17 protein-coding genes, 1 tRNA gene and 1 pseudogene are annotated in these 20,740 nt (G+C 72.8%); 8 read left to right on the plus strand and 11 right to left on the minus strand.

Annotation, left to right across the window (positions count from 1 at the left end):
- Positions 1-23: 23 nt before the first annotated feature.
- Positions 24-2,798: a pyruvate dehydrogenase (acetyl-transferring), homodimeric type gene (gene aceE, locus HOP40_RS17520; protein ID WP_240157729.1), complete on the minus strand. Its 2,775-nt coding sequence runs from the start codon at positions 2,796-2,798 to the stop codon at positions 24-26.
- Between the two features lie 170 nt (positions 2,799-2,968).
- Here aceE and HOP40_RS17525 point away from each other — a divergent pair, with 170 nt between their 5' ends.
- The 3 genes from HOP40_RS17525 (at position 2,969) to HOP40_RS17535 (ending at position 4,021) form a co-directional block, all read left to right on the plus strand.
- On the plus strand, positions 2,969-3,403 hold the full coding sequence (locus HOP40_RS17525; RefSeq protein ID WP_172159942.1) for a DUF3052 domain-containing protein: 435 nt from the start codon (positions 2,969-2,971) through the stop codon (positions 3,401-3,403).
- A gap of 53 nt (positions 3,404-3,456) precedes the next feature.
- A complete protein-coding gene (locus HOP40_RS17530) occupies positions 3,457-3,915 on the plus strand; it encodes a peroxiredoxin (RefSeq protein ID WP_172159944.1) in 459 nt (152 codons plus the stop codon).
- A 34-nt stretch (positions 3,916-3,949) separates the two neighbouring features.
- A tRNA-Val gene (locus HOP40_RS17535) sits at positions 3,950-4,021 on the plus strand.
- Between the two features lie 180 nt (positions 4,022-4,201).
- On the opposite strand, the gene HOP40_RS17540 is transcribed toward HOP40_RS17535, so the two are convergent.
- From HOP40_RS17540 to HOP40_RS17565, 6 genes are all read right to left on the minus strand, one after another.
- Entirely contained in the window at positions 4,202-5,035 is an 834-nt protein-coding gene (locus tag HOP40_RS17540) for a mycofactocin-coupled SDR family oxidoreductase (protein WP_172159946.1), read from the minus strand.
- A complete protein-coding gene (locus HOP40_RS17545) occupies positions 5,032-6,060 on the minus strand; it encodes a VOC family protein (protein ID WP_240157730.1) in 1,029 nt (342 codons plus the stop codon). Before HOP40_RS17545 ends, HOP40_RS17540 begins: the two co-directional genes overlap by 4 nt.
- Before the next feature lie 42 nt (positions 6,061-6,102).
- Positions 6,103-8,406, minus strand: coding sequence for a CaiB/BaiF CoA transferase family protein (locus tag HOP40_RS17550; protein WP_172159948.1), 2,304 nt, complete (start codon positions 8,404-8,406; stop codon positions 6,103-6,105).
- Positions 8,403-9,206: a dienelactone hydrolase family protein gene (locus HOP40_RS17555; RefSeq protein WP_172159950.1), complete on the minus strand. Its 804-nt coding sequence runs from the start codon at positions 9,204-9,206 to the stop codon at positions 8,403-8,405. The genes HOP40_RS17550 and HOP40_RS17555 overlap by 4 nt, the downstream gene beginning before the upstream one ends.
- Positions 9,203-10,402, minus strand: a complete 1,200-nt coding sequence (locus HOP40_RS17560; protein ID WP_172159952.1) for an LLM class flavin-dependent oxidoreductase — start codon at positions 10,400-10,402, stop codon at positions 9,203-9,205. Before HOP40_RS17560 ends, HOP40_RS17555 begins: the two co-directional genes overlap by 4 nt.
- A 118-nt stretch (positions 10,403-10,520) precedes the next feature.
- Entirely contained in the window at positions 10,521-11,123 is a 603-nt protein-coding gene (locus HOP40_RS17565; RefSeq protein WP_172159954.1) for a TetR/AcrR family transcriptional regulator, read from the minus strand.
- A gap of 216 nt (positions 11,124-11,339) precedes the next feature.
- On the opposite strand from HOP40_RS17565, the gene HOP40_RS17570 reads away from it, so the two are divergent.
- From HOP40_RS17570 to HOP40_RS17580, 3 genes are all read left to right on the plus strand, one after another.
- Positions 11,340-12,296 carry a sigma-70 family RNA polymerase sigma factor gene (locus tag HOP40_RS17570; RefSeq protein ID WP_172159956.1) on the plus strand — a complete coding sequence of 319 codons (957 nt, stop codon included), beginning with the start codon at positions 11,340-11,342 and terminating at the stop codon, positions 12,294-12,296.
- A gap of 91 nt (positions 12,297-12,387) precedes the next feature.
- A complete protein-coding gene (locus HOP40_RS17575) occupies positions 12,388-12,801 on the plus strand; it encodes an SgcJ/EcaC family oxidoreductase (protein WP_172159966.1) in 414 nt (137 codons plus the stop codon).
- A 170-nt stretch (positions 12,802-12,971) separates the two neighbouring features.
- On the plus strand, positions 12,972-13,517 hold the full coding sequence (locus HOP40_RS17580) for a hypothetical protein (protein WP_172159968.1): 546 nt from the start codon (positions 12,972-12,974) through the stop codon (positions 13,515-13,517).
- A 6-nt stretch (positions 13,518-13,523) separates the two neighbouring features.
- On the opposite strand, the gene HOP40_RS17585 is transcribed toward HOP40_RS17580, so the two are convergent.
- Complete coding sequence (locus HOP40_RS17585) at positions 13,524-14,609, minus strand: VldE C-terminal domain-containing protein (protein ID WP_172159970.1); 1,086 nt, start codon at positions 14,607-14,609, stop codon at positions 13,524-13,526.
- 323 nt (positions 14,610-14,932) lie between these two features.
- Between HOP40_RS17585 and HOP40_RS17590 the strand changes: the two genes are divergently transcribed.
- Both HOP40_RS17590 and HOP40_RS17595 read left to right on the plus strand, forming a co-directional pair.
- Positions 14,933-15,154: a GntR family transcriptional regulator gene (locus tag HOP40_RS17590; protein WP_172159972.1), complete on the plus strand. Its 222-nt coding sequence runs from the start codon at positions 14,933-14,935 to the stop codon at positions 15,152-15,154.
- 31 nt (positions 15,155-15,185) lie between these two features.
- Positions 15,186-15,905: pseudogene (locus HOP40_RS17595) on the plus strand (aldehyde dehydrogenase family protein); the annotation flags it as partial.
- 45 nt (positions 15,906-15,950) lie between these two features.
- Here HOP40_RS17595 and HOP40_RS17600 read toward each other — a convergent pair.
- From HOP40_RS17600 to HOP40_RS17610, 3 genes are all read right to left on the minus strand, one after another.
- A complete protein-coding gene (locus HOP40_RS17600; protein WP_172159974.1) occupies positions 15,951-16,148 on the minus strand; it encodes a DUF1059 domain-containing protein in 198 nt (65 codons plus the stop codon).
- 154 nt (positions 16,149-16,302) lie between these two features.
- On the minus strand, positions 16,303-17,466 hold the full coding sequence (locus HOP40_RS17605) for an FAD-dependent monooxygenase (RefSeq protein WP_172159976.1): 1,164 nt from the start codon (positions 17,464-17,466) through the stop codon (positions 16,303-16,305).
- 76 nt (positions 17,467-17,542) lie between these two features.
- Positions 17,543-20,632: an ATP-binding protein gene (locus tag HOP40_RS17610; protein WP_172159978.1), complete on the minus strand. Its 3,090-nt coding sequence runs from the start codon at positions 20,630-20,632 to the stop codon at positions 17,543-17,545.
- Between the last annotated feature and the right edge of the window lie 108 nt (positions 20,633-20,740).

A 20,740-nucleotide genomic window follows, 5' to 3' on the forward strand; every position in this document is an offset into this window, starting at 1 on the left:
CGCCGGAGGCGGCCCCGCGCCCGTCAGGCGACGCCGCTGTCGCTCGTCTGCGGCCCCGCGGCCCGGGGGTCGTCGATCCGGTACTTCGCCGCCGCCTCGGCCGCCGCGGACGTGTCGAGGGCGCCCTCGGCGCCCAGCGACTGCAGCGCCGCGACCACGATGGACTCCGCGTCGACGTTGAAGTGGCGCCGCACCGCGGGCCGGGTGTCGGACAGGCCGAACCCGTCGGTGCCCAGCGTCGTGAAGCGCGCCGGGACCCACTGGCGGATCAGGTCGGGCACGGCCCGCATCCAGTCCGACACCGCGACGACCGGGGCGTCCCCGGCCAGCGCCTCGGCGACGAAGGCCGTGCGGCGCTCGCCGTCGGGGTGGAGCAGGTTGTGCTGCTCGGTCTCGACGCCGTCGCGGCGCAGCTCGCCCCACGACGTCACCGAGAACACCTCGGCCCCGACGCCCCACTGCTCGGCGAGCATGTCGCGCGCCTGCAGCGCCCACGGCACCGCGACGCCCGACGCGAGCAGCCGGACCTGCGGCCCGTCCTCGCGCGCGGTCGTGGCGATCCGGTGGATGCCGCGCAGCAGGCCGTCGACGTCCACGTCCGCGGGCTCGGCCGGCTGCACGTAGGGCTCGTTGTAGACCGTCATGTAGTAGATGACGTTCTCGCCCTCGAGGGTGTCGCCGCCCTCGCCGTACATCCGCCGCAGGCCGTCCTTGACGATGTGCGCGACCTCGTAGGAGAACGCCGGGTCGTAGGCCAGCACGGCCGGGTTGGTGGCCGCGAGCAGCAGCGAGTGGCCGTCGTTGTGCTGCAGGCCCTCGCCGGTGAGCGTGGTGCGCCCGGCGGTGGCGCCGATCAGGAACCCGCGGGCCATCTGGTCGGCGGCGGCCCAGATCGAGTCGCCGGTGCGCTGGAAGCCGAACATCGAGTAGAAGACGTACACCGGGATCATCGGCTGCCCGTGCGTGGCGTACGAGGTGCCGACGGCGGTGAACGAGCCCACCGACCCCGCCTCGTTGATGCCCTCGTGCAGCAGCTGGCCCTGCTCGGACTCGCGGTAGGCGAGCATGAGCTCGGCGTCGACCGAGGTGTACTGCTGCCCGTTCGGGTTGTAGATCTTCTGCGTCGGGAACATGGAGTCCATCCCGAACGTGCGCGCCTCGTCGGGGATGATCGGCACGAACCGGTTGCCGACGTCCTTGTCCTTGATGAGCTCGCGCAGCAGCCGGACGAACGCCATCGTCGTGGCGACCTCCTGCTTGCCCGACCCCTTGCGCACGAAGTCGTAGACCTTGTCGCCGGGCAGCACGAGCGGCTTGGCCGTGACGCGGCGGCTGGGCAGCGGTCCGCCCAGGTTGCGACGGCGCTCCCGCATGTACTGCAGGGCGTCGTCGTCCTCGCCGGGGTGGTAGTACGGCGGCAGGTACGGGTCGGCCTCGAGCTGCGCGTCGGTGATCGGGATGCGCTGGGAGTCGCGGAACTCCTTGAGGTCGGCCAGGGACAGCTTCTTCATCTGGTGCGTGGCGTTGCGGCCGGCGAAGTGCGAGCCCAGGCCGTAGCCCTTGATCGTCTTGGCCAGGATGACGGTGGGCTGGCCGTGGTGCTCCAGCGCCGCCGCGTAGGCCGCGTGCACCTTGCGGTAGTCGTGCCCGCCGCGCTTGAGGTTCCAGACCTGCGCGTCGGTCATCGGCTCGACCAGCGCCTTCGTGCGCGGGTCGCGCCCGAAGAAGTGGTCGCGGACGTAGGCGCCGTCGTTGGCCTTGTAGGTCTGGAAGTCGCCGTCGGGCGTGGTGTTCATGAGGTTGATCAGCGCGCCGTCGCGGTCGGCGTGCAGCAGGGCGTCCCACTCCCGGCCCCACACGACCTTGATGACGTTCCAGCCGGCGCCCCGGAAGAACGCCTCCAGCTCCTGGATGATCTTGCCGTTGCCGCGGACCGGGCCGTCGAGGCGCTGCAGGTTGCAGTTGACGACGAACGTGAGGTTGTCGAGCCCCTCGGTGGCCGCGATCTGCAGCTGGCCGCGCGACTCGGGCTCGTCCATCTCGCCGTCGCCGAGGAAGGCCCACACGTGCTGGTCCTCGGTGTTGGTGAAGCCGCGATCGCCCAGGTAGCGGTTGTAGCGCGCCTGCATGATCGCGTTCATCGGGCCCAGGCCCATCGAGACCGTGGGGAACTCCCAGAAGTCCGGCATCAGCCGCGGGTGCGGGTAGGAGGGCAGCCCGTGGCCGGGGCCGCCGTGGCTGAGCTCCTGGCGGAAGCCGTCGAGGCGGTCCTCGGTGAGGCGGCCCTCGAGGTAGGCGCGGGCGTAGACGCCGGGGGAGGCGTGGCCCTGGATGTAGATCTGGTCGCCCCCGCCCGGGTGGTCCTTGCCGCGGAAGAAGTGGTTGAACCCGACCTCGTAGAGGGTCGCCGAGGAGGCGTAGGAGGAGATGTGGCCGCCGACGCCGATCCCGGGACGCTGTGCCCGGTGCACCGTCATCGCGGCGTTCCAGCGGATCCAGCGGCGGAACGTGCGCTCCGCCTCCTCGTCACCGGGGAACCACGGCTCGCGGTCGGTGGGGATGGTGTTGACGTAGTCGGTGCTGGTCAGCGAGGGGACACCGACGTGGCGCTCCCGGGCGCGCTGCAGCATCCGCAGCATCAGGTAGCGGGCGCGCTGCTGCCCGGCCGCGTCGAGGACCGCGTCGAACGAGTCGATCCACTCCGCGGTCTCCTCCGGGTCGATGTCGGGCAGGTGGGCGGCGAGCCCGTCGCGGATGATGTTGACGCGCGGTGCTCCGCCGGTGGTCTGGCCGGTCAAGGGATCTCCCTGCATGGCGTAGCTCGTGGGGTCTCGGACTCGGTGTCCGTCGGGGTCATCCCCTATCGTGCCCTCCGACGTAGGATCCCGTAACGCGTGGTTGCGCGTCATCGGGTCACGTGTTCGGATTTGAGATCCGGACCGACAGCAGGAGAGTGGGGTACACAGGCGTGGTCGCCGCGGAAGATGCCGGACGGCAGTCCGACATCGCGGGCAAGCTCGGCGTGGAGCCGGGCATGGTCGTCCAGGAACTCGGGTGGGACACCGACGTCGACGAGGCGGTGCGCGACGCCGTCGAGGAGAGAGCGGGCGACGACCTGCTCGACGAGGACGCCGTCGACGTCGTCGATCTCGTGCTGATGTGGTGGCGGGAGGGCGACGGCGACCTCGTCGACGCGCTCGTCGACGCGGGCGGGCCCCTCGCCGAGAGCGGCGTGATCTGGGTGCTCACCCCCAAGACCGGCCGCCCCGGGCACGTCGAGCCCAGCGAGATCGCCGAGGCCGCACCGACGGCCGGGCTCTCCCAGACCTCCAACGTCAGCGTGGGCGACAAGTGGGCCGGGGCCCGCCTGGTCGCCCCGAAGGCGGCCAAGTCCCGCCGCTGAACAGTAGGCTCCTGTTGCCCGAGCAACCGGCAATTCTGGAGAGGCACGTACACATGGCGCCCGAGGTGGGAACCGAAGCCCCCGACTTCACCCTGAAGAACCAGAACAACGAAGAGGTGACCCTCTCGTCGTTCCGCGGCGAGAAGAACGTGCTGGTCGTGTTCTACCCGTTCGCGTTCTCCGGCACGTGCACCGGCGAGCTGTGCGCGATCCGCGACGACCTCCCCACGTTCCAGAACGACGACGTGCAGGTGCTGGGCGTCTCCGTCGACCCCACCTTCTCGCTGAAGGCCTGGGCCGACGCGCAGGGCTACGAGTTCCCCCTGCTCTCCGACTTCTGGCCGCACGGCCGGACCGCGCAGACCTACGGCGTGTTCCACGACAAGGCCGGCATGGCCGTCCGCGGCACGTTCCTCGTCGACAAGACCGGCGTGGTGCGCTTCGCCGAGGTCAACGGGCCCGGCGAGGCCCGCGACCAGGACGTCTGGAAGAAGGCCCTCGCGGCCGTGTGACACCCGCGCCGGGGCCCGAGGGTCCCGGCCCGGCGGGCGCGTAGCTCAGCGGAAGAGCTCTCGGCTTACACCCGAGCGGTCGCAGGTTCGAACCCTGCCGCGCCCACCCTCCTGACCCGCTCTCATCCAGCTCACCGGTCAGCTCGCGAACCGTCATGGGGTCGAACGTGGTGCGAACCGCTGTCACGGTCGCCCATCGCCGGGTCCGGACGGCGCACCGGGCGCCGGCGCGGTAGCGGCGCTGCGGCCGCTGTTCGTCGATGTGCCTCTCGAGGGGGAGTGGTCGTCATCTCACGGCGTATCCGGCGTCGATCGGCATGGCGATACCGGTGACGTAGCGGCATTCCTCGGAGGCGAGGAACAGCACGGCGTTGCTGACGTCGTCCGACTCGACCCAGGGTGTCGGGAGTGCGTTCAGCGTCCGGAAGACGGGCAGGACGTCGGCCTCCGTCGGGTCGTCGAGGTCGGGCCGGAACAGCCGGTAGCTGACCGCGTTCCGCACCATCGGCGTGGCGACGGTGGTGGGGTTGACGGTGTTGACACGGATGGAGTGCTCGGCCAGTTCCAGGGCCAGGGTCCGCATCAGGCCCGTGAGACCGGCTTTCGTGGCGCCGTAGGCGGCCATGTTCGGCACGGACCTCAGCCCGATCGACGAGCTCGCGATGACGATCGCGCCGCCGCCCCGCGCGATGAGGTGCGGGATCGCCGGGCGCACGGTGTGGAACGTTCCGCTGAGGTTGGTGTCGACGACCGCCGCCCAGTTGGCGGGTGTCGTCTGCGCGACGGGACCGGGGATGCCGGAGATGCCGGCGTTCGCCACGACGACGTCCAGTCCGCCGAGCTCGTCGACGCCGCGGTCGACGAGGTCGGCGACGGCGTCGGCGTCCCGGACGTCGGCCACGCCGACGACGATCCGCCGACCGAGTTCCTCGACCAGGCGCACGGTCTCGGCGAGGTCCTCCGGTGTCGCCACCGGCGTCCCCTGCCCGGGGACAGGTCCGGCGACGTCGAACGCGATGATCTCGGCGCCCTCCGCCGCCAGCCGGACGCAGTGGTTGCGGCCCTGGCCCCGAGCCGCCCCGGAGACCAGGGCGATCTTGCCGGTGAAGCGGTTCGTCATGGTGCTTCCCCGCCCGGGACGAGGTCGCGGTCCTTCCAGCCGTCGAGGAGCTTGTCCTGGCCGTCGGTGCCGGGGGTGCCGTAGACGAAGTAGGTCTCGGCGGGCAGGGTGGCGCCGCCGATGGCCAGGCCGGTGTCGAAGTCGGCGAGGTCCCAGGTGACGGTGTCGTGGTCGGGTTCGAACTGGAGGATGCCGGAGTTGCCGAACAGTTCGATGCGGTTGCCGCCGGGTTCGAAGACGTAGAGGAACGCGCCTTGGGTGATGCCGTGGACGTCGGGGCCGGCTTCGATCTGGATGCCGTACTCGCGGCAGAGTTCGGCGGCGTCGGTGTTGTGCTGGGGGACGCCGTACCAGAAGGCGAGGTGGTGCAGGCGGCCCCGGGTGCCGGTCTGGTCGCGCATGACGGCCATCTCGTGGCCGAGGTTGTTGACGCTGAGCCAGGCGCCGATCTCGGTGCCGCCGTCGGCGGCGTCGATGACGCGTTCGCGGGTCTGGAACCCGAGGGTGTGTTCGAAGAGTTCCTTCTGGGTGGTGACGTCGGAGGCCATGAGGTTGACGTGGTCCAGGCGTCGCGGGGGGAGGCCGTGGAGGGGGCGCTTGGAGCGGCGGGTGAGGATCCGGGACTGCAGTGCGGGTGGGGCGGTGTACTTCTCGATGTCCCAGACGAGTTCCATGGGGTGTCCGTCGGGGGAGGTGAAGCCGAAGGTGCGGCCGACGCCGATGTCGCCGGTGGTCCAGCCGGTGCCGAGGCCGGCTTGGTCGAGGGCGGTGGCGCGGCGTTGGAGGGCGTCGGGGGAGGTGGTGCGCCAGCCGATGTTGCCCAGGCCGGGTCGGTCGTGGGCGGTGAGTTTGAGGCTGTGGTGGTAGGGGTCTTCGTAGCAGCGCAGGTAGATCGAGTCCTGGTGGCGGGCGGTCTCGCGCATGCCGAGGAGCCGGGTGAAGAACCAGAGGCTGCCCTCGAGGTCGGGGGTGTGGAGTTCGGCGTGGGCCATGTGCGCCAGCTCGAAGCGGGGGGTCGTGGTCAACGGATCACCTCTCGTGTGCGGTGGGTGGCACTTCGCGCTGACTCAGCGGAAGAGCCCGATGAACTCCGTGCCGTCGGGCAGTCCGTCGCTCGCGACGCCCCGGGCGATGAGGTCGGCGCTGTCGAGACCGAGCCCGTCGAGCACCGCGCGGGTGTCCGAGCCCGGGCGTCCTGCAGGTCGGGTCGCCCGTGCGGGCGTGTGGCTCAGGCGGGCCGACGGACCCGCCATGCGCACCCGGCCCTCGCCCGGGTGCTCGCGTTCGATCGCCAGGCCGCGGGCCCTGGTCACGGGGTCGGTCATGAGGTCGGACTGGTCGACCAGGACGTGCGCGGCGACACCCGCCGCGACGAGTCGATCGACCCACTCCTGGGCCGGGGCCGATGCGAACGTCGTCGCGAGCTGCTCCTCGTCGAGACCGGCGAGGTCCGGTAGGGCGTCCAGACCGCGCGGTGCGCACAGGTAGAACCAGTCGTCGGAGCCGGCGTAGAGCCGGTCGAACGGGCCCCACCCCCTCGCCCGGGGCCCGGCGGGCTCGTCCCACTCCCGGCCCGGGAACGCGACCATGAACGGGAGCTGCAGGAACGTCGCGCTGTGGGTCAGTGAGGACTGGACGTGCTGACCCTCGCCCCCGCGCATCCGGTGGTACAGCGCGAGGAGCGCGCCGAACGCGGCGAGGTTCCCCGACCCGTAGTCGTTGAGCGGGTAGGGCGACATGACGGGTTCGCCGTCTCCGCCCACCCGGACCTGTATCCCGGTCGGACCCTGTCCGAGCTGTTCACGGCCCCGCCACCCGCCGCGGTAGCCCTCGTGCCCGAAGGCGCTGATCGACACGTACACGACGTCGGGGTTGTACGTGCGCACCGACTGCTCGCCGATGCCCATGCGGTCGGCGACCCCGCGAGTGAAGTTCTGCACGACGATGTCGGCATCGGCGCTGAGGGTGCGGAAGACGTCCATCCCCTCGGCGGTCTTGAGGTCCAGCATGACCGAGCTCTTGCCGCTGTTGGTGTAGAGGTGCATGGCCAGTTGGCGGTCCAGGAGGCTGTGGACCTTGACGACCTCCGCGCCGTACTCGGCCAGGATCCGGCCGACCGTCGGTCCGGCCAGCACCTGGGCCATGTCCAGGACGCGAACGCCGGCGAGGGCCTGTGCCGGGTCGTCACCGGGAGTCGCCGGCGGGTCTGCCGGGGTGGGCTCCGGCCGGGCGAGTTCCCCGAGGATCTCGGCACGGTCCGCGTCCAGGGGCCGGCGGGGGAACGCCACGCTCCACGGCGTCCTCGACATGCGGACGGGGAAGCCGGCCTGCGCGGTCGTGCCGTACTCGTGATCGTCGAGGTCGATGACCGCGCCGGAGTCCCGGGCGTGGCTGTCGGTGGTCAGCCACTCCTCGGCGGTCTGGCACAGCGCGGCCGAAGCACCGCTCTCGTCGTTGATCGCGATCTCCCACTCCCGTGCGGGACGGGTCGCGAGCAGGCGGGCGTAGCGCTCGCGGGCTCGAACCTGCAGGTCGGGGTCGGTCAGCATGCGGTCCGCGTCGCCCATGCCGTCGTCGATGTGCTCCTGGGGCAGGAAGGTGTCGGCGAACCACCGCAGGTGCTGGTCCTGGAACAGGCACAGCTCGAGCCACTTCCCGTCGGCGCAGCGGTAGTGACCCAGCTGGGGGGACTCGAGGGTGACCTTCGGTGCCGTGGTCGGCGGGCGGGGCCGCTCGGTCTGCATGACGTTGGCGCCGATGAGCTCGAAGGCGGCGTCGAACAGCGGTACCTCGATGCGCTGGCCGCGACCCGACCGTTCGCGGGCGACGAGCGCGGCGGCGATCGAGTGGGCCGCGACGAACGCCCCGTACGCCGACGCCAGCGGCAGCGCACTGAAGATCGGCTCGCCGTCGCGGTGGCCGACGTAGTCCATCGGGCGGCAGCCGGGGAAGAGGTAGAGGCCCGCCGCCGACTCCACCACCCCTTCCCATCCGGGCAGGCCGGCGCGGGGGTCGTCGGCGGAGAAGCCGGGGATCGAGCAGTAGAGCAGGCGGGGGTGGGCGGTGGTCATCGCCTCCGCTCCGAGGCCCAGCCGGTCCATGACGCCGGGCCGGAAGCTCTCCAGGACGACGTCGGCGCGTGCGACCAGCTGCTGCGCGACGTCGAGGTCCCCGTCGGATCTGAGGTCCAGCACGATGCTGCGCTTGCCGCGCTGGAGCACGGCGTCGGCGGGGTGGGCCCACCGCGGCCCGCCGGGCGGGTCGACGCGGACGACGTCGGCGCCGGCGTCGGCCAGCCACGCCGCGACGAGCGGGGCGGCGAGCCACTGTCCGAGGTCGACCACGCGCAGGCCGTCGAGCGGCCGGGTCACGTCTGCCCCTCGAGCGGTCGGGGACCCTGCGTGGCACCGTTCGGGTCGCCGGACAGGTGGGTGCGCAGGAAGGCCCGCGTCCTCTCCGTGGCGTCCGTCGCGGCGTCGGGGTCCAGGGTGCTCGGTGCCCCGGGACCGAAGGTCGTGTCGACGTCGAAGGCGTGCCCGGCGGTGGGGTACCGGACGAGCTCGGTGAACCCCGGCGCCTCCCGGAGCGACACCTCGAACTCGTCGAGCTCCCCCTCGGCCAGCAGGACGTCGCGGTCGCCGTAGAGACCGAGCCACGGGGTCCGCAGTCGCGGCACCCGGTCGGCCAGCGCCGGCGCCCCGTCGTTGCCGGGGTAGCCGTCGTTCTGGATCCCGTTGCCGTAGAACGTGACCGCGGCGCCGAGGCGGTGCTCCGTGGCCGTCAGGAAGGCTGCCCGGCCGCCGTAGGAGAACCCGAGGATCCCGGTCCGTCCTGGTTCCACACCGGAGCCGCGGAGGAAGCCCAGGACCGCGGTGACGTCACCGCGGACCTCCTCGTCGCCGGGGAGGAACGCCGCGAAGGCGGCGAGGTCCCCGCCGAACCGCTCGAAGGGGTCGACCGCCTGCTCCCCGCGGTGGTGCAGGAGCAGCGGCGCGATCACCAGGTGGCCGTCGGCGGCGAGCCGTTCCAGCCAGTCGGCGATCTGGGGGGAGTAGCCGGGCGCCTGGTGCAGGACGACCACGCCCGTTCCCGCTGGCCCGAGGGGTCGTGCCATCTTGCAGGGGACGCCGTCGACGGTCAGGTCCTCGATCGTGATCGGCCGGCCGGTCACAGTGAGCTCACGACCGGGAGGTCGATGCCGTCGAGCTGCTGCTTGCGCCACGCCTGGTGCTCGGCGTCGCGCTCGCGGAACTCGGGGATCACCTCGGTCGCCCAGATCTCCAGCGACTCCATGAGGTGCTCGTGCCTGGTCCAGCCGAACTGCTGGTTGAGCAGCAGCCCGTCGGCGTGGGTCGCCTCGATCTGGCGGGTGAACTCCCGAGCACGCTCGGGTCCGCACATCATCGTCCCCGGCAGGTCGGCGAAGTGGCGGCCCAGGTCGAGCAGGAACTGCGGCAGCCCGGACTCCGGACGGATGTCACTCCGACCCGCCTTGAAGTCCTGGAACGAGTCGTAGAGGTGGTGGGTCGGGTCACCGATGCGGGCCATCGCGCCACCGGTGAGTCCGTAGCCGTAGTACTCCACGCCCTCGCGGGCGCGCTCCTCGGCGAGCTCGTCGGTCGGCGCCACCAGGCCCATCGTGAAGGTGAACACCGCGGGGTTGATCCCCTTGCCCATCGGGTTGACGGAGCCCGACCGCAGGGTGTCCCAGTAGGCCTGCACCTCGGCGGCGACGGTGTCCGGGCCCGCCAGCGTCAGCATCAGCTGCCCCAGCCCGCGCGCCGCGACCCCGGGCGCCATGTTCGGCAGCGCGGTCGACGTCCACAGCGGCGGGTGGGGCCTCTGGTACGACTTCGGCACGACGTTCCCCGCCGGGAACCGGAACCACTCGTTGTCCACGCCCGGCCACACGCCGGTCGAACCGAGGACGTCGATCGAGACCTGAGCGGACGCGTCGGAACGCTCCCGCTTGCGCGGCAGGTCGTCCTTGAGCCAGTGCGCGATCTCCGGCGTCGTCCCCGGACCGAACCCGAACTCGACCCGGCCGCCGGAGAGCTGGTCGAGGGTGGCGATGCGCTCGGCCGTGCGGATCGGGTCGTTGTGCGAGGTGTGCACGATCCCGGTGGCGATCCGGATCCGGCTCGTGGACTCGGCGAGCGCGCCGAGGATCACCTCGGTGGCCGAGTTGTGCGCGTACTCGGGCATGAAGTGGTGCTCGCCGAGGAACGCGTAGTCGAAGCCGAGGCTGTCCGCGAAGCGGATCTGCTCGAGCATCTCGGTCAGGACCTTGCGCTCCTGGCCGGGCTCCCAATCGTCCTGGCCCGGCGCCTTGGGCACCATCGGGTTGTAGAAGACACCGAACTTCACTGGGGACCTCCTCGTCCGGGCTGCCGCTGGCGGCGGCCTCGTACGGAGGAGGATGACGCAGGATTTGACCGCCAGTCAAGAAATTTCTTGACTGGCGGTCAAATTCGTCGAGGGGTGCTCAACCCGTGCGTGCGTCGGTCCGGAGGGTGCTGAAGACGGCTTCGAGCTGGCCGATGAGGAGGGCGGCGACGGTCTCCGGGTCGGCTTGCGGAGCCGTCTTCCGGGTGCGGATCGCGAGGTCCACGCAGTGGCTGGCCCAGCTGTGCAGGGCCGCGTCGAGCAGCGGGTCCTGCGGGTGCGCGCCGAACGCCTGCTGCACGCGCCCCGCGGTGAAGTCCATCATCGTGGCCCCGGAGTCGTCCTCCACGTCCTCCCACCCCTGGCTGACGATCGTGGCCATGGCCTGCGGGTGCGCCGCCATGAACTCGAGGAAGATCTCCACCTCACGGCGCAGCCACACCGCAGGGTCCTGCGCGAGGGACAGGTCGTTCGTCTCGAACACTCGGCGGAGCCCGTCGAGCAGGTCGTGGACGACGCCGCGGAAGAGAGCGTCCTTGTCCGTGAAGTAGTAGAAGATCAAGCTGCGGGCCATCTTCGCCCTCTCGGCGATCATGGCGACGGTGATGTCCGCGTAGGGCAGCTCCTCCATCAGCTCGAGCCCCGCTTCGATCAGCCGCCGACGCTTGTCACCCGCCTTCGAGCCCGTCCCCGCCCTCGTCATGGGCTCAGGCTAGTGCGTTCCGGGCCACGTTCCGGCCGGTCGCCGCCGCCGGCTGCCCGCAGCGTTCCTCCGGATCGGCGGAGGTGATCCCGCCGCGAAGCCCTCCAGGCGAACCGCTTCCGGTGGCAGGCGCGGCCCCCGCCGGGCCCGGCACACCCCACCGATGGGTGCCGACCATGATGGTTGCGGGCGGCGGTGCGGGAGGGGCGTGCAGTGATGTCGGGGGAAGAGGGCTTCGACCGTCGGATCGAGCCGTTCCGGACGGAGCTGCTCGCGTACTGCTACCGGATGCTCGGGTCGGTCCACGACGCGGAGGACCTCGTTCAGGAGACGTACCTGCGGGCGTGGCGCGCTCGGGAGCAGTACGACGAGATGCGCAGTTCGGTGCGGACCTGGCTGTACCGGATCGCGACGAACGCCTGCCTGACCGCGCTGAAGTCCCGCGGCGGCAGGCCGCTGCCGTCGGGCCTGGTGGCCGCGTCGGATCCGCTCGCGCCGCTCGCCCCGGGGGAGCACGCCTGGCTCCAGCCCCTGCCGGACTCGCTGCTGCAGGCGGGTGACCCGGCCGTGACCGTGATCGAACGCAGCAGCCTGCGGCTGGCGTTCGCCTCCGCCCTGCAGCACCTGTCGGCGCGGCAGCGCGGCGCGCTGATCCTGCGTGACGTGCTCGGCTTCTCGGCGTCGGAGACGGCGGAGATCCTCGACACCACCGGCGCGTCGGTGAACAGCTCCCTGCAGCGGGCACGAGCCCGTCTGAAGGAGACCGGGCTCCGGCAGGAACTGGTCGACGAGCCGTCCGCGGCCGAGCAGCGCGCCTGGGTCGAGCGCTACATGAACGCGTTCGAGGTCGCCGACGTCGAGGCCCTCAAACGGCTGATCACCGAGGACGTCCTCATGGAGATGCCGCCGATGCTCAACTGGTTCATCGGACGCGCGAACTACGCCCTGTTCATGGGCTGGGTGTTCGACGCCGCCGGCAAGGACTGGCGCCTCGAGGAGACCACCGCCAACGGCGGCCAGCCCGGATTCGCCGCCTACCGGCGCGTCGGCGACGGGTACCAGCTGCACACGCTGCAGATCTTCACCGTCACCGCCGAGGGCATCAGTCGGAACTCGGTGTTCCAGGACCCCGAGATCTTCGCGGCCTTCGGCCTGCCCGCCGAAATCTCCTGACGACGGTGCGATGAGTTCGGCCCGCGCCGTCGGTATGTATCGGCGAGCTCACCGGAACACCCCGGGCGAGCCGATCACGAGGGAGCACCCCATGTCGAACACCCGTGTCGAGGACGAGTCCGCGATCCAGGCCGTGCTGGCCGAATCGTACGGGGCGTGGGAGGCCGGCGACGCCGACGGCATGGTCGCCGACTACACCACGGACGCGACCGCCATCATGACCGGCTCTCTCCGCGACGGCCGCGAGACGATCCGCCAGAGCATGGCCCAGGGCTTCGCGGGTCCCCTCAAGGGCAGCTCCACCCACAACGAGCAGCTCAGCATCCGCTTCCTCGGCCAGGACGCCGCGATCGTCATCAGCCGATCCGCCATCCTCTTCCCCGGCGAGACCGGGATCACCGACGACCAGCGCAAGGTCAACGCCACCTGGGTCTTCGAGAAGCGCGACGCCCACTGGCTGATCGCCGCCTACCACAACAGCCCCGTCCTGACCCCCGAGCAGTAGTCCCGTCCAGCGGCCGCCGGCCCGTCCTGTCGCGGAAGAACAGCGACGAACAGCCTGGCGGCCGCTGTACGGCGAGCCAGGTCAGGCGCCCACCGGGGCCGGAAACCCGCTCGGGGGGCCGGTCGGCACCTCGCCCCGGTGGAGTCGTCGAGCGGTGCGGCGCCGGCTCCATGAGCATGCGCGGCCCGGTGCGCAAGGCGGCGCTCCTCGTCCACGTCTCGTGCTCCGTGGGCTGGATCGGCGCGGTCGCGGCCTTCCTCGTCCTCGCCGTCGCCGGGGTGGGCGCGTCCGACGAGGTCGTCGTGCGGAGCTCCTACGTGGGGATGGACCTGGTCGCGCGGTTCGCCGTCGTGCCGCTCGCGCTGGCCTCGCTGCTCACCGGTCTGGTGCAGGCGCTGGGCACGGAGTGGGGGCTGATCAGGCACTACTGGGTCGTGGTCAAGCTCGCCGTCACCGTGGTCGCCGTGGCCGTCCTGCTGCTGCAGATGGAGTCGATCGGCTACCTCGCCGACGTGTCGGCGCGCTCGGCAGGGGCGGAGGGGCTCCTCGGCGAGGCCCGGATGTCGCTGGTGGTGCACGCCGGAGGCGGGCTGGTCGTGCTGCTCGTCCCGCTGGCCCTCTCGATCTTCAAGCCCCGCGGTCCCACGGGGTTCGGGCGTGGGGCGGGCCGCCCGACGAACGGGCCGTCCCGCGGCCGCCGGGGCGAGGCCGGATGATCCTCGTCAGCGCAGGAAGCTGACGTGGATGTGGTCGTAGTGCCCGCCCACGGCGTCGAGGGGATCGTAGACGCCGCCGCCGGTGTAGCGGCGGCCCCAGCCGCCGGCGTCGACGTCGCCGGGCGCCCAGATCCGGCCCTGCCAGATCACGTAGGACACGCCGAGCGCCTCGGCGTTGGTGCGGAACCAACCGGCGACGCGCCACCCGTTCTCGACCTCGACGCCGGTCGCGAACCTCCCTCCCCGACCGGGGAACAGGTCGCAGCCCTTGCCCAGCGGGTGGTCGCTGGTGGCGTTGGCGGGCCGCTGCGCGAAGCATCCGGTGGACCGGACGAGGAGGCCGTTGCGCAGCCCTCCGAAGGCCGCCTCGGCCTGGGCCAGCGCGTACCGGGTCGTCGGCGTGACGCAGCCGGCGGTGGTGGGATCGTCCTCCGTGCACCCGCTCGCGGCGCCTTCCAGCGCGGCCACCGATCCTTCGGGCGCACATCCGTAGGTCGCTCCCCGCGACCCGGTGGCGGTGCCCACGGCGGCCAGGATGTCGGCGGCGGTCTGCTCCCACTTCGCGTAGGCCAGGGGGAACGCGGAGCGCTGAACGGTCTGCGCGGCCTGCCACAGCGGCATGTCCACCCAGCCGGGCACCGCCACGAGGCGCTGGTAGAACTGCGTCGACGCGTACCGGGGGTCGCGGACCTCCGCCGGACTGCCCCAGCCCTGCGACGGGCGCTGCTGGAACAGGCCGAGCGAGTCCCGGTCGCCGTAGTCGAGGTTCCTGAGCCCGGACTCCTGCAACGCGGTGCCCAGCGCCACCCACAGCCCGCGCTCCGGGACGCCGAGCTCACGGCCCGTCGCGACGATCACCGATGCGTTGGCCAGCTGCTCCTGCCCGACATCGGCACCACCCGCCGCCTCGATCGGCACCGCGGCGGAATCGGGCACGCACCCACCCGGGCGGCCTGCGGGAGTCATCAACGCCGTCATGGCGATGAACACGGCGACGCCCGCCAGGGCGAACACCGCGACGACGGCACCGAGGGCGACGATCCGGAGCCCCAGCCTCCGCATCGCCACGGTGGCGTGCTCGACGCCGTTCACGATGCGGTCGTTCCTCCGCAGTGAGCGACTGCCGTGCGCTGAGCCGGGAAGCGGGCTGCCATCGCTTCCAGGGTGACACGGTCGGTCGCCGCAGCGGAAGGGCGACCTGTGGTGTCCCGACGGCGGGCGGCGGCCGTCAACGGCGGCGCGCGACGACCGGACGGGCGCGGCGGCAGCCGTCCGATCGTCCGCATCCAGCGTGTTACTGTCGACAGAACTGCCCAACGGAGCAGTTCGCCGTGTCCGCCCTCGTCCTCGCGATCGTTCTTCTGCCGCCACTTCGCGTGCTCGTGGTCGCGGTGGAGCCCAGTGGAGGAGGAGCCGTGACCGCCGAGCCGGCAGCCGAGGAGATGGCCGACTCGGACGATCGCGCCGCACCGGGAGGCTCCCTCACCGTCGACGCCATCTTCGAGCTCCTGCGCAACGAGATCCTGCACGGGCAGTTGCCGGCGGGCGCCGTGGTGTCGCAGGTCAAGCTGGCGAAGCGCCTGGGGGTCAACCGGACGCAGCTGCGTGAGGCCTGCGCATGCCGCGACGCGAAGTGAGGCCTACCGCGCCTCGGGCCGGAGGTCGTGGGCCGACCTGGACCGCACCGCCGACGCCCTGATCGGGGCGGCGTTCGGATCGGCCGGCGAGCGGTGCATGGCCATCTCCGTCGCCGTGCCCGTCGGTGCGGAGACCGCGGACCGGCTCGTGGCGAAGCTCGCGGACAGGACGCGCGCCCTCCGCATCGGCGTCTCCTCCGACGACGACGCGGACCTCGGGCCGCTCGTCACCGCTGCAGCGAGACAGCGGGTCACCGACTCCATCGGACTCGGGGTGCAGGAAGGCGCCCGGCTGGTCGTCGACGGCCGCGACTTCACCCTGCCGGGCCACGAGGACGGCTTCTTCCTGGGGGGTTCGCTGTTCGACGACGTGACCCCCGACATGACGCTCTACCGCGAGGAGATCTTCGGGCCGGTGCTCATCGTGGTCCGCGCGGCCGACTACGAGGAAGCGCTCCGTCTGCCCAGCGAACACGAGTACGGCAACGGCGTCGCCATCTTCACCCGCGACGGCGACGCCGCCCGCGACTTCGCCGCCCGCGTGGACACCGGCATGGTCGGCATCAACGTCCCCATCCCGGTACCGATCGCCTACTACACGTTCGGAGGATGGAAGGCCTCCGGTTTCGGCGATCTCAACCAGCACGGCACCGATGCGTTCCGCTTCTACACGAAGACCAAGACCGTCACCTCTCGGTGGCCCAGCGGCATCAAGGACGGATCCTCGTTCGTCATCCCCACCATGTCCTGAGCCGCGCAGGCTCGGCGGGCGGCGGACGTCCGGGTCAGTGGGCGCTCAGGCCATCGCGGCGTCGGCCGGCTTGAGTCCGCTGCGGATGCCCTCGCGGAGCTCGGGGGCGTCCGGGTGGCCGTGCTTGCTGGTGGCGTGCAGGACCGCCGCGTCCAGCAGGTCGTCGATGTCGTCCCCGGCGATGGCGAGCGTGCAGCCGCTGTCGCTGGGCAGGTCCCGGCAGTCGATCATCATGCGGGCCATGGCGGGTTCCTCCTGGTCAGAGTCACGGTGGGAGACGATCCAAGCTACGCCGGGTCGCAACCGCCGGATGGCCCATGCGGCCCCGTCGCCGGCGGCAGAGGAGCTGCTCGCGAGCCTCCGCGCGCGGGGGACGGACCTCCGACGGGGGGCCGGGTCAGGCGCCGTAGAGCCAGTCCACGTGCCGGTAGTCCGTGGGTGACCGGTCGGTGAGCAGGGCGTTGCGGGTGGCGCGGAAGAGCCCGTCGCAGTGCCAGAGCTCGCCCCACCGGCGGGCCGTGCGCTGCACGAGGGCCGTCCGGGCGGTGCGGGCCTTCGCATAGGCGACGAGGGCGGCGTCCCAGTCCCCGGGGGTCCCGGCGAGGTGGCCGGCCAGGGTGTCGGCGTCCTCGATCGCCTGGCAGGCGCCCTGCGCGAGGTACTGGAGCATGGGGTGCGCGGCGTCGCCGGTGAGGACGAGCCGGTCCTGGACCCAGGTGTCGATCGGTTCGCGGTCGTGCATCCGCCACCACCGGTCCCGCCAGAGGTGGGGCAGGGCGGCGCGGACGGTCGCGCAGGTGCCGGCGAAGGCGGCATCGAGCTCGTCGGGGGTGCCCCACTCCGCCTCGCCGGCCTGGGCGCCGGGGGAGTGGAAGACCGCGACCTGGTTGAACACCTCGCCCCGGCGCAGGGGGTACTGGACGAGGTGGCAGCCGGGGCCGACGTGCACGACGACGTCGTCGAGGGCGAGGTCGCGGGTGTCGGGGAGGTCGGCGAGGGGCAGCACGCCCCGGTAGGCGGCGTAGCCCGAGCTGACCGGTTCGTCGTCGCTGAACCGGCGGCGCAGCCGCGAGTGGAGGCCGTCGGCGGCGACGACGATCCGGCCGGTGTCCCGGCGGGTCGTGCCCACGGCGGTGGCGTGCTCGGCGTCGGTCTCGACGTCGTCCACGGCGGCGCTGGTGACGAGGTCGACGCCGGCGTCGCGGCAGGCCCGGACGAGGATCGAGTGCAGGTCGCTGCGGTGGATCACGACGTAGGGGGCGCCGTAGCGGCGGGCCACGTCGGCGAGGTCGAGGTGGGTGAGCTCCCGGCCGTCGACCGCGTCGCGCAGGACGAGCCGGCGGGGGGTGACCCCGAGTCCGACGACGTCGTCGAGCAGACCCCACGAGCGCAGGATGCGGGTGGCGTTGGGCGCCATCTGCAGGCCCGCCCCGACCTCGCCGAACTCCGGGGCCTGCTCGAGGACCCGGACGGTGTGGCCCGCCCGGGCGAGTGCGAGAGCGTTGCCCAGGCCGCCGATGCCGCCGCCGACGATCACGACGTCCACATCCGGTGCGGTCATGTCCCTCCTCGATCGCGAACGTGGTCCCGGTGTCCAGGTCGGCGCCGGACGCCCCGATCCACGCGATCCATCGTGCCTAGAGCTGCCAGGTGCACGGGTCGGCGGGCTCGTACCGGCACACCGTGCCGGTGACCACGGCGCGGTCCAGGTGTGCTCCGAGCCCCGGGTGCACCGACGCGATGCGCCCGATCGCGTCGCGCAGTCGCGCGGTGACGGCCTTGCGGGCGCGCTCGGTGGTGCTGGTGCCGAGCGCCCGCCCGCGCCCGCCGAGCCCCGCGGCCCGGCCGAGCTCGGCGATCAGCGCGTCCCGCTGGACGTCGAGCTGCTGCGCACGTCCTGCATCGTGGTCGGCCCGGGCGTCGGCCAGGTCCTCGTCGAGCTCGGCGAGCCGGTGCCGGTAGGTCGCGCGAGCGGTGGCGTCGAGCAGGGTGCCGGAGTCCCGTTCCCGGTTGCCGGCGCCGGCCAGCTCCAGGACGTGCACGTCCCTCCCCGGCCGCGCCAGGAGCGCCGCCAGGTCGGCGAGGCCCTTGAGGTCGGGCAGGTGGGCGGTGACGTCGCGGTGGCGGACGCGCCACAGCTCCCCGTCGCGGCGCAGCTCGGCGTCGGCCACCGCCTGGGCGGGTGCCGTGTCGAGCCCGGCCAGCTCCCGCTCGGTCTCGGCGGCCCAGTCGTGCGCGCCGAGCCGCCGGTGCACCGTCAGAGCACGGGTCAGCAGCCGCCGGGCGTCGTCGGGCCGTCCGAGCGCACCGGCGAGGACGCCGGCCCAGTGCGCGTTGCTGCCCACGAAGCAGACCAGCGCCCCGTTCACGCCGCACGAGCCGGCCACGGGTTCCAGCTCGGTGAGCAGCTGCCGGCAGACCTGGGTGTCGCCCAGGCGGACCGCAGCCGTCGCCATGCCGCCGACGAACACCGACCAGAGGTAGGAGTGGTCGCTGCGCCACTCGTCGAGGGCGACGACCGTGTCGAGCGCGCGGCGGGCCGCCTCGATGTCACCGGGCTCTCCCGCCATCGCGAGCAGGCCCGCGGCGACCGCGTAGGCGTGCGACGGGACCCCCACCCACCAGCGGATCGCCTCCGCGGCGGTCGCGCGCAACCGGTCGGGATCCCGGCGGGCGCGCACCAGGCCCAGGAGCTGGGACATCCGGACGTTGCCGGTGTCGGGCTCGCCGATCCGCTCACCGAGGGTGCTCGCCTCCCCGATGAGCCGGTCGGCCTCGTCGAGGCGCCCGTCGATCAGTGCGAGCGCACCCCGCCGGGTGAGGGCCAGGTAGTCGTGGCGGGGCTGCCCGAACCCGTCGGTCACCGCCAGGTAGTCGGCGAGCGCCGCGCGGAACGCGGGGGAGCCCTCCTCCAGCAGCGCGTTGGCCAGCAGCAGCAGGCCCTCGGCGTGCCGCTCGGCGTCGCCGGTGCGCGCGGCGAGGTCGGCGATCTCCCGAGCCAGGCCGACCCGTTCAGCGGCCCGGCCCGGCGTCCAGAGCACGTCGTGGCGGGCGAGCAGACAGGCGGCCAGCGTGGCCGGGTCCCCGCGCCGGCGAGCGAGCTCGATGGCCCGTTCCGACAGCGGCCGGGCGCGCGCCCGGTGCGCAGGCACGGAGTGGTGCAGCTCGCGGGCCAGGCTGGCGGTGAGCTGAGCCTCCAGCGCGCTGCCGGTGCCGTCCAGTGCGGCGCGGGCGGTCTCCAGCATCGCCACCACCGCGTCGCGGGCCATCGCGAAGCGCGCGCCGAGCCGTTGCACGCCCAGCGCGACGGCGCCCAGTCGCTCGGGGTCGCCCAGCGCGGTGGCGCGCGCCCAGGCGTCGTCGAGCAGGGCCCTGGCGCCGCGCTCGCCGGACCGGGCGCGGGCCGCGGCCTCCTCGACGAGCAGGTCGACCGCCACCTCCCCGGCCACGCCGGCGTCGTCCAGCGCGCGGCGGGCCCGTGCGAGGTGCGCGGCCGCCTCCCCGTACGCCAACCGCGCGGAGTCCGCCAGCGCCGCCGCCCGCGCCCAGACGACCGCCCGTTCTCCGCCCTCCAGGGGGACCGCCGCGGCGCAGTGGCGGGCCAGCTCGGCCGCGACCACGGCGGCGCCGCGGCGGTGCCGGTGCTCCAGCGCGTCGGCGGTGCGGCGGTGCAGCTCCATCCGGGCCGCGACGTCGAGCCGGGCGGCGAGGGCTTCGCGGAACAGGTCGTGGGTGAGCCGCGGACGACCCCCGTGGGTGTCGCGAACCAGGACACCCTCCCGCACCCCCTCCTCGACGAACGACGCGACGGCGGCCGCCGGCATCCCGCACACCTCGGCCAGCACGTCGGGCAGCAGCGGACCCCCGCCCAGAGCGGCGGCCTCGATCAGGGCCCGACCACCGGGGGAGAGCCGGTCGACACGCCGGGCGAGGAGCTCGTGGGCGACCGGCGGGACCGCGTCCGGCGGCCGCGTCGGGTCGGCGAGCAGCTCGGCCAGCTGACGGGCGAGGAACGGGTGCCCGGAGGTGCGCCGGTGCACCTCGGCCGCCCAGCGCTGCGCACCTGCGTCGCCGATCACCCCCGTCACCAGCTCGGACACCTCCGCGGCCGACAAGCCGCTCAGCTGCACCGGGTCACCGCTGCGGACCAGCTCGGCCACGGCCCGCCCGGCGCCGGGCCCGAGTTCGTCGTGCCGGTAGGCGACGACGACGACCAGCGGCACCGGGCGGTAGACCCGCGTCACGAACTGCAGCAGTGCCAGGGTCGACTCGTCGGCCCACTGCAGGTCGTCGAGGACCAGCAGCACCGGCGCGTGCCGGGCGAGCCGCTCCAGGAACCGGGCCACGGCGTCGAACAGCCGCAGCCGGGCGTCGTCGGCACTGCCGGCCGGATCGGTGACGGCTCCGCCGGCCGCCAGCTCCGGCAGCAGCCGAGCCAGTTCGGCGGCATCGGGGTGGGCCAGGGCGCTCACCGCGGCCGGGTCGAGGCCGGTGGTCAGGCCCCGCAGCGCCGTGGTCCACGGCCACAGCGCGGGAAGCCGGTCCGCGTCGGCGCAGGTGCCCCATCCGACGCGCAGCCCGGAGCGGCCCGCCACCTCGGTGAGCAGCGTCGTCTTCCCCATGCCGGCCTCGCCGCCGACCAGTACGAGCCGGGCACACCCGCCCTCCGCCTCCTCCACGGCGGCGAGGAGCCGGGACAACGCGCGGGCGCGCCCGACGAAGGCCATGGCGCGGATTGTGCCCGTTCGCGCCCCGGCGTGGCGTCCACCTGGCGGAACCGCGTGACGGGATCTGGCGGCCGCGGGGCCCGTCTGGCGCAGGAGGGGCGTCGGCAC

Source organism: Pseudonocardia broussonetiae (genome assembly GCF_013155125.1).
In the GTDB taxonomy this organism is placed as follows: domain Bacteria; phylum Actinomycetota; class Actinomycetes; order Mycobacteriales; family Pseudonocardiaceae; genus Pseudonocardia; species Pseudonocardia broussonetiae.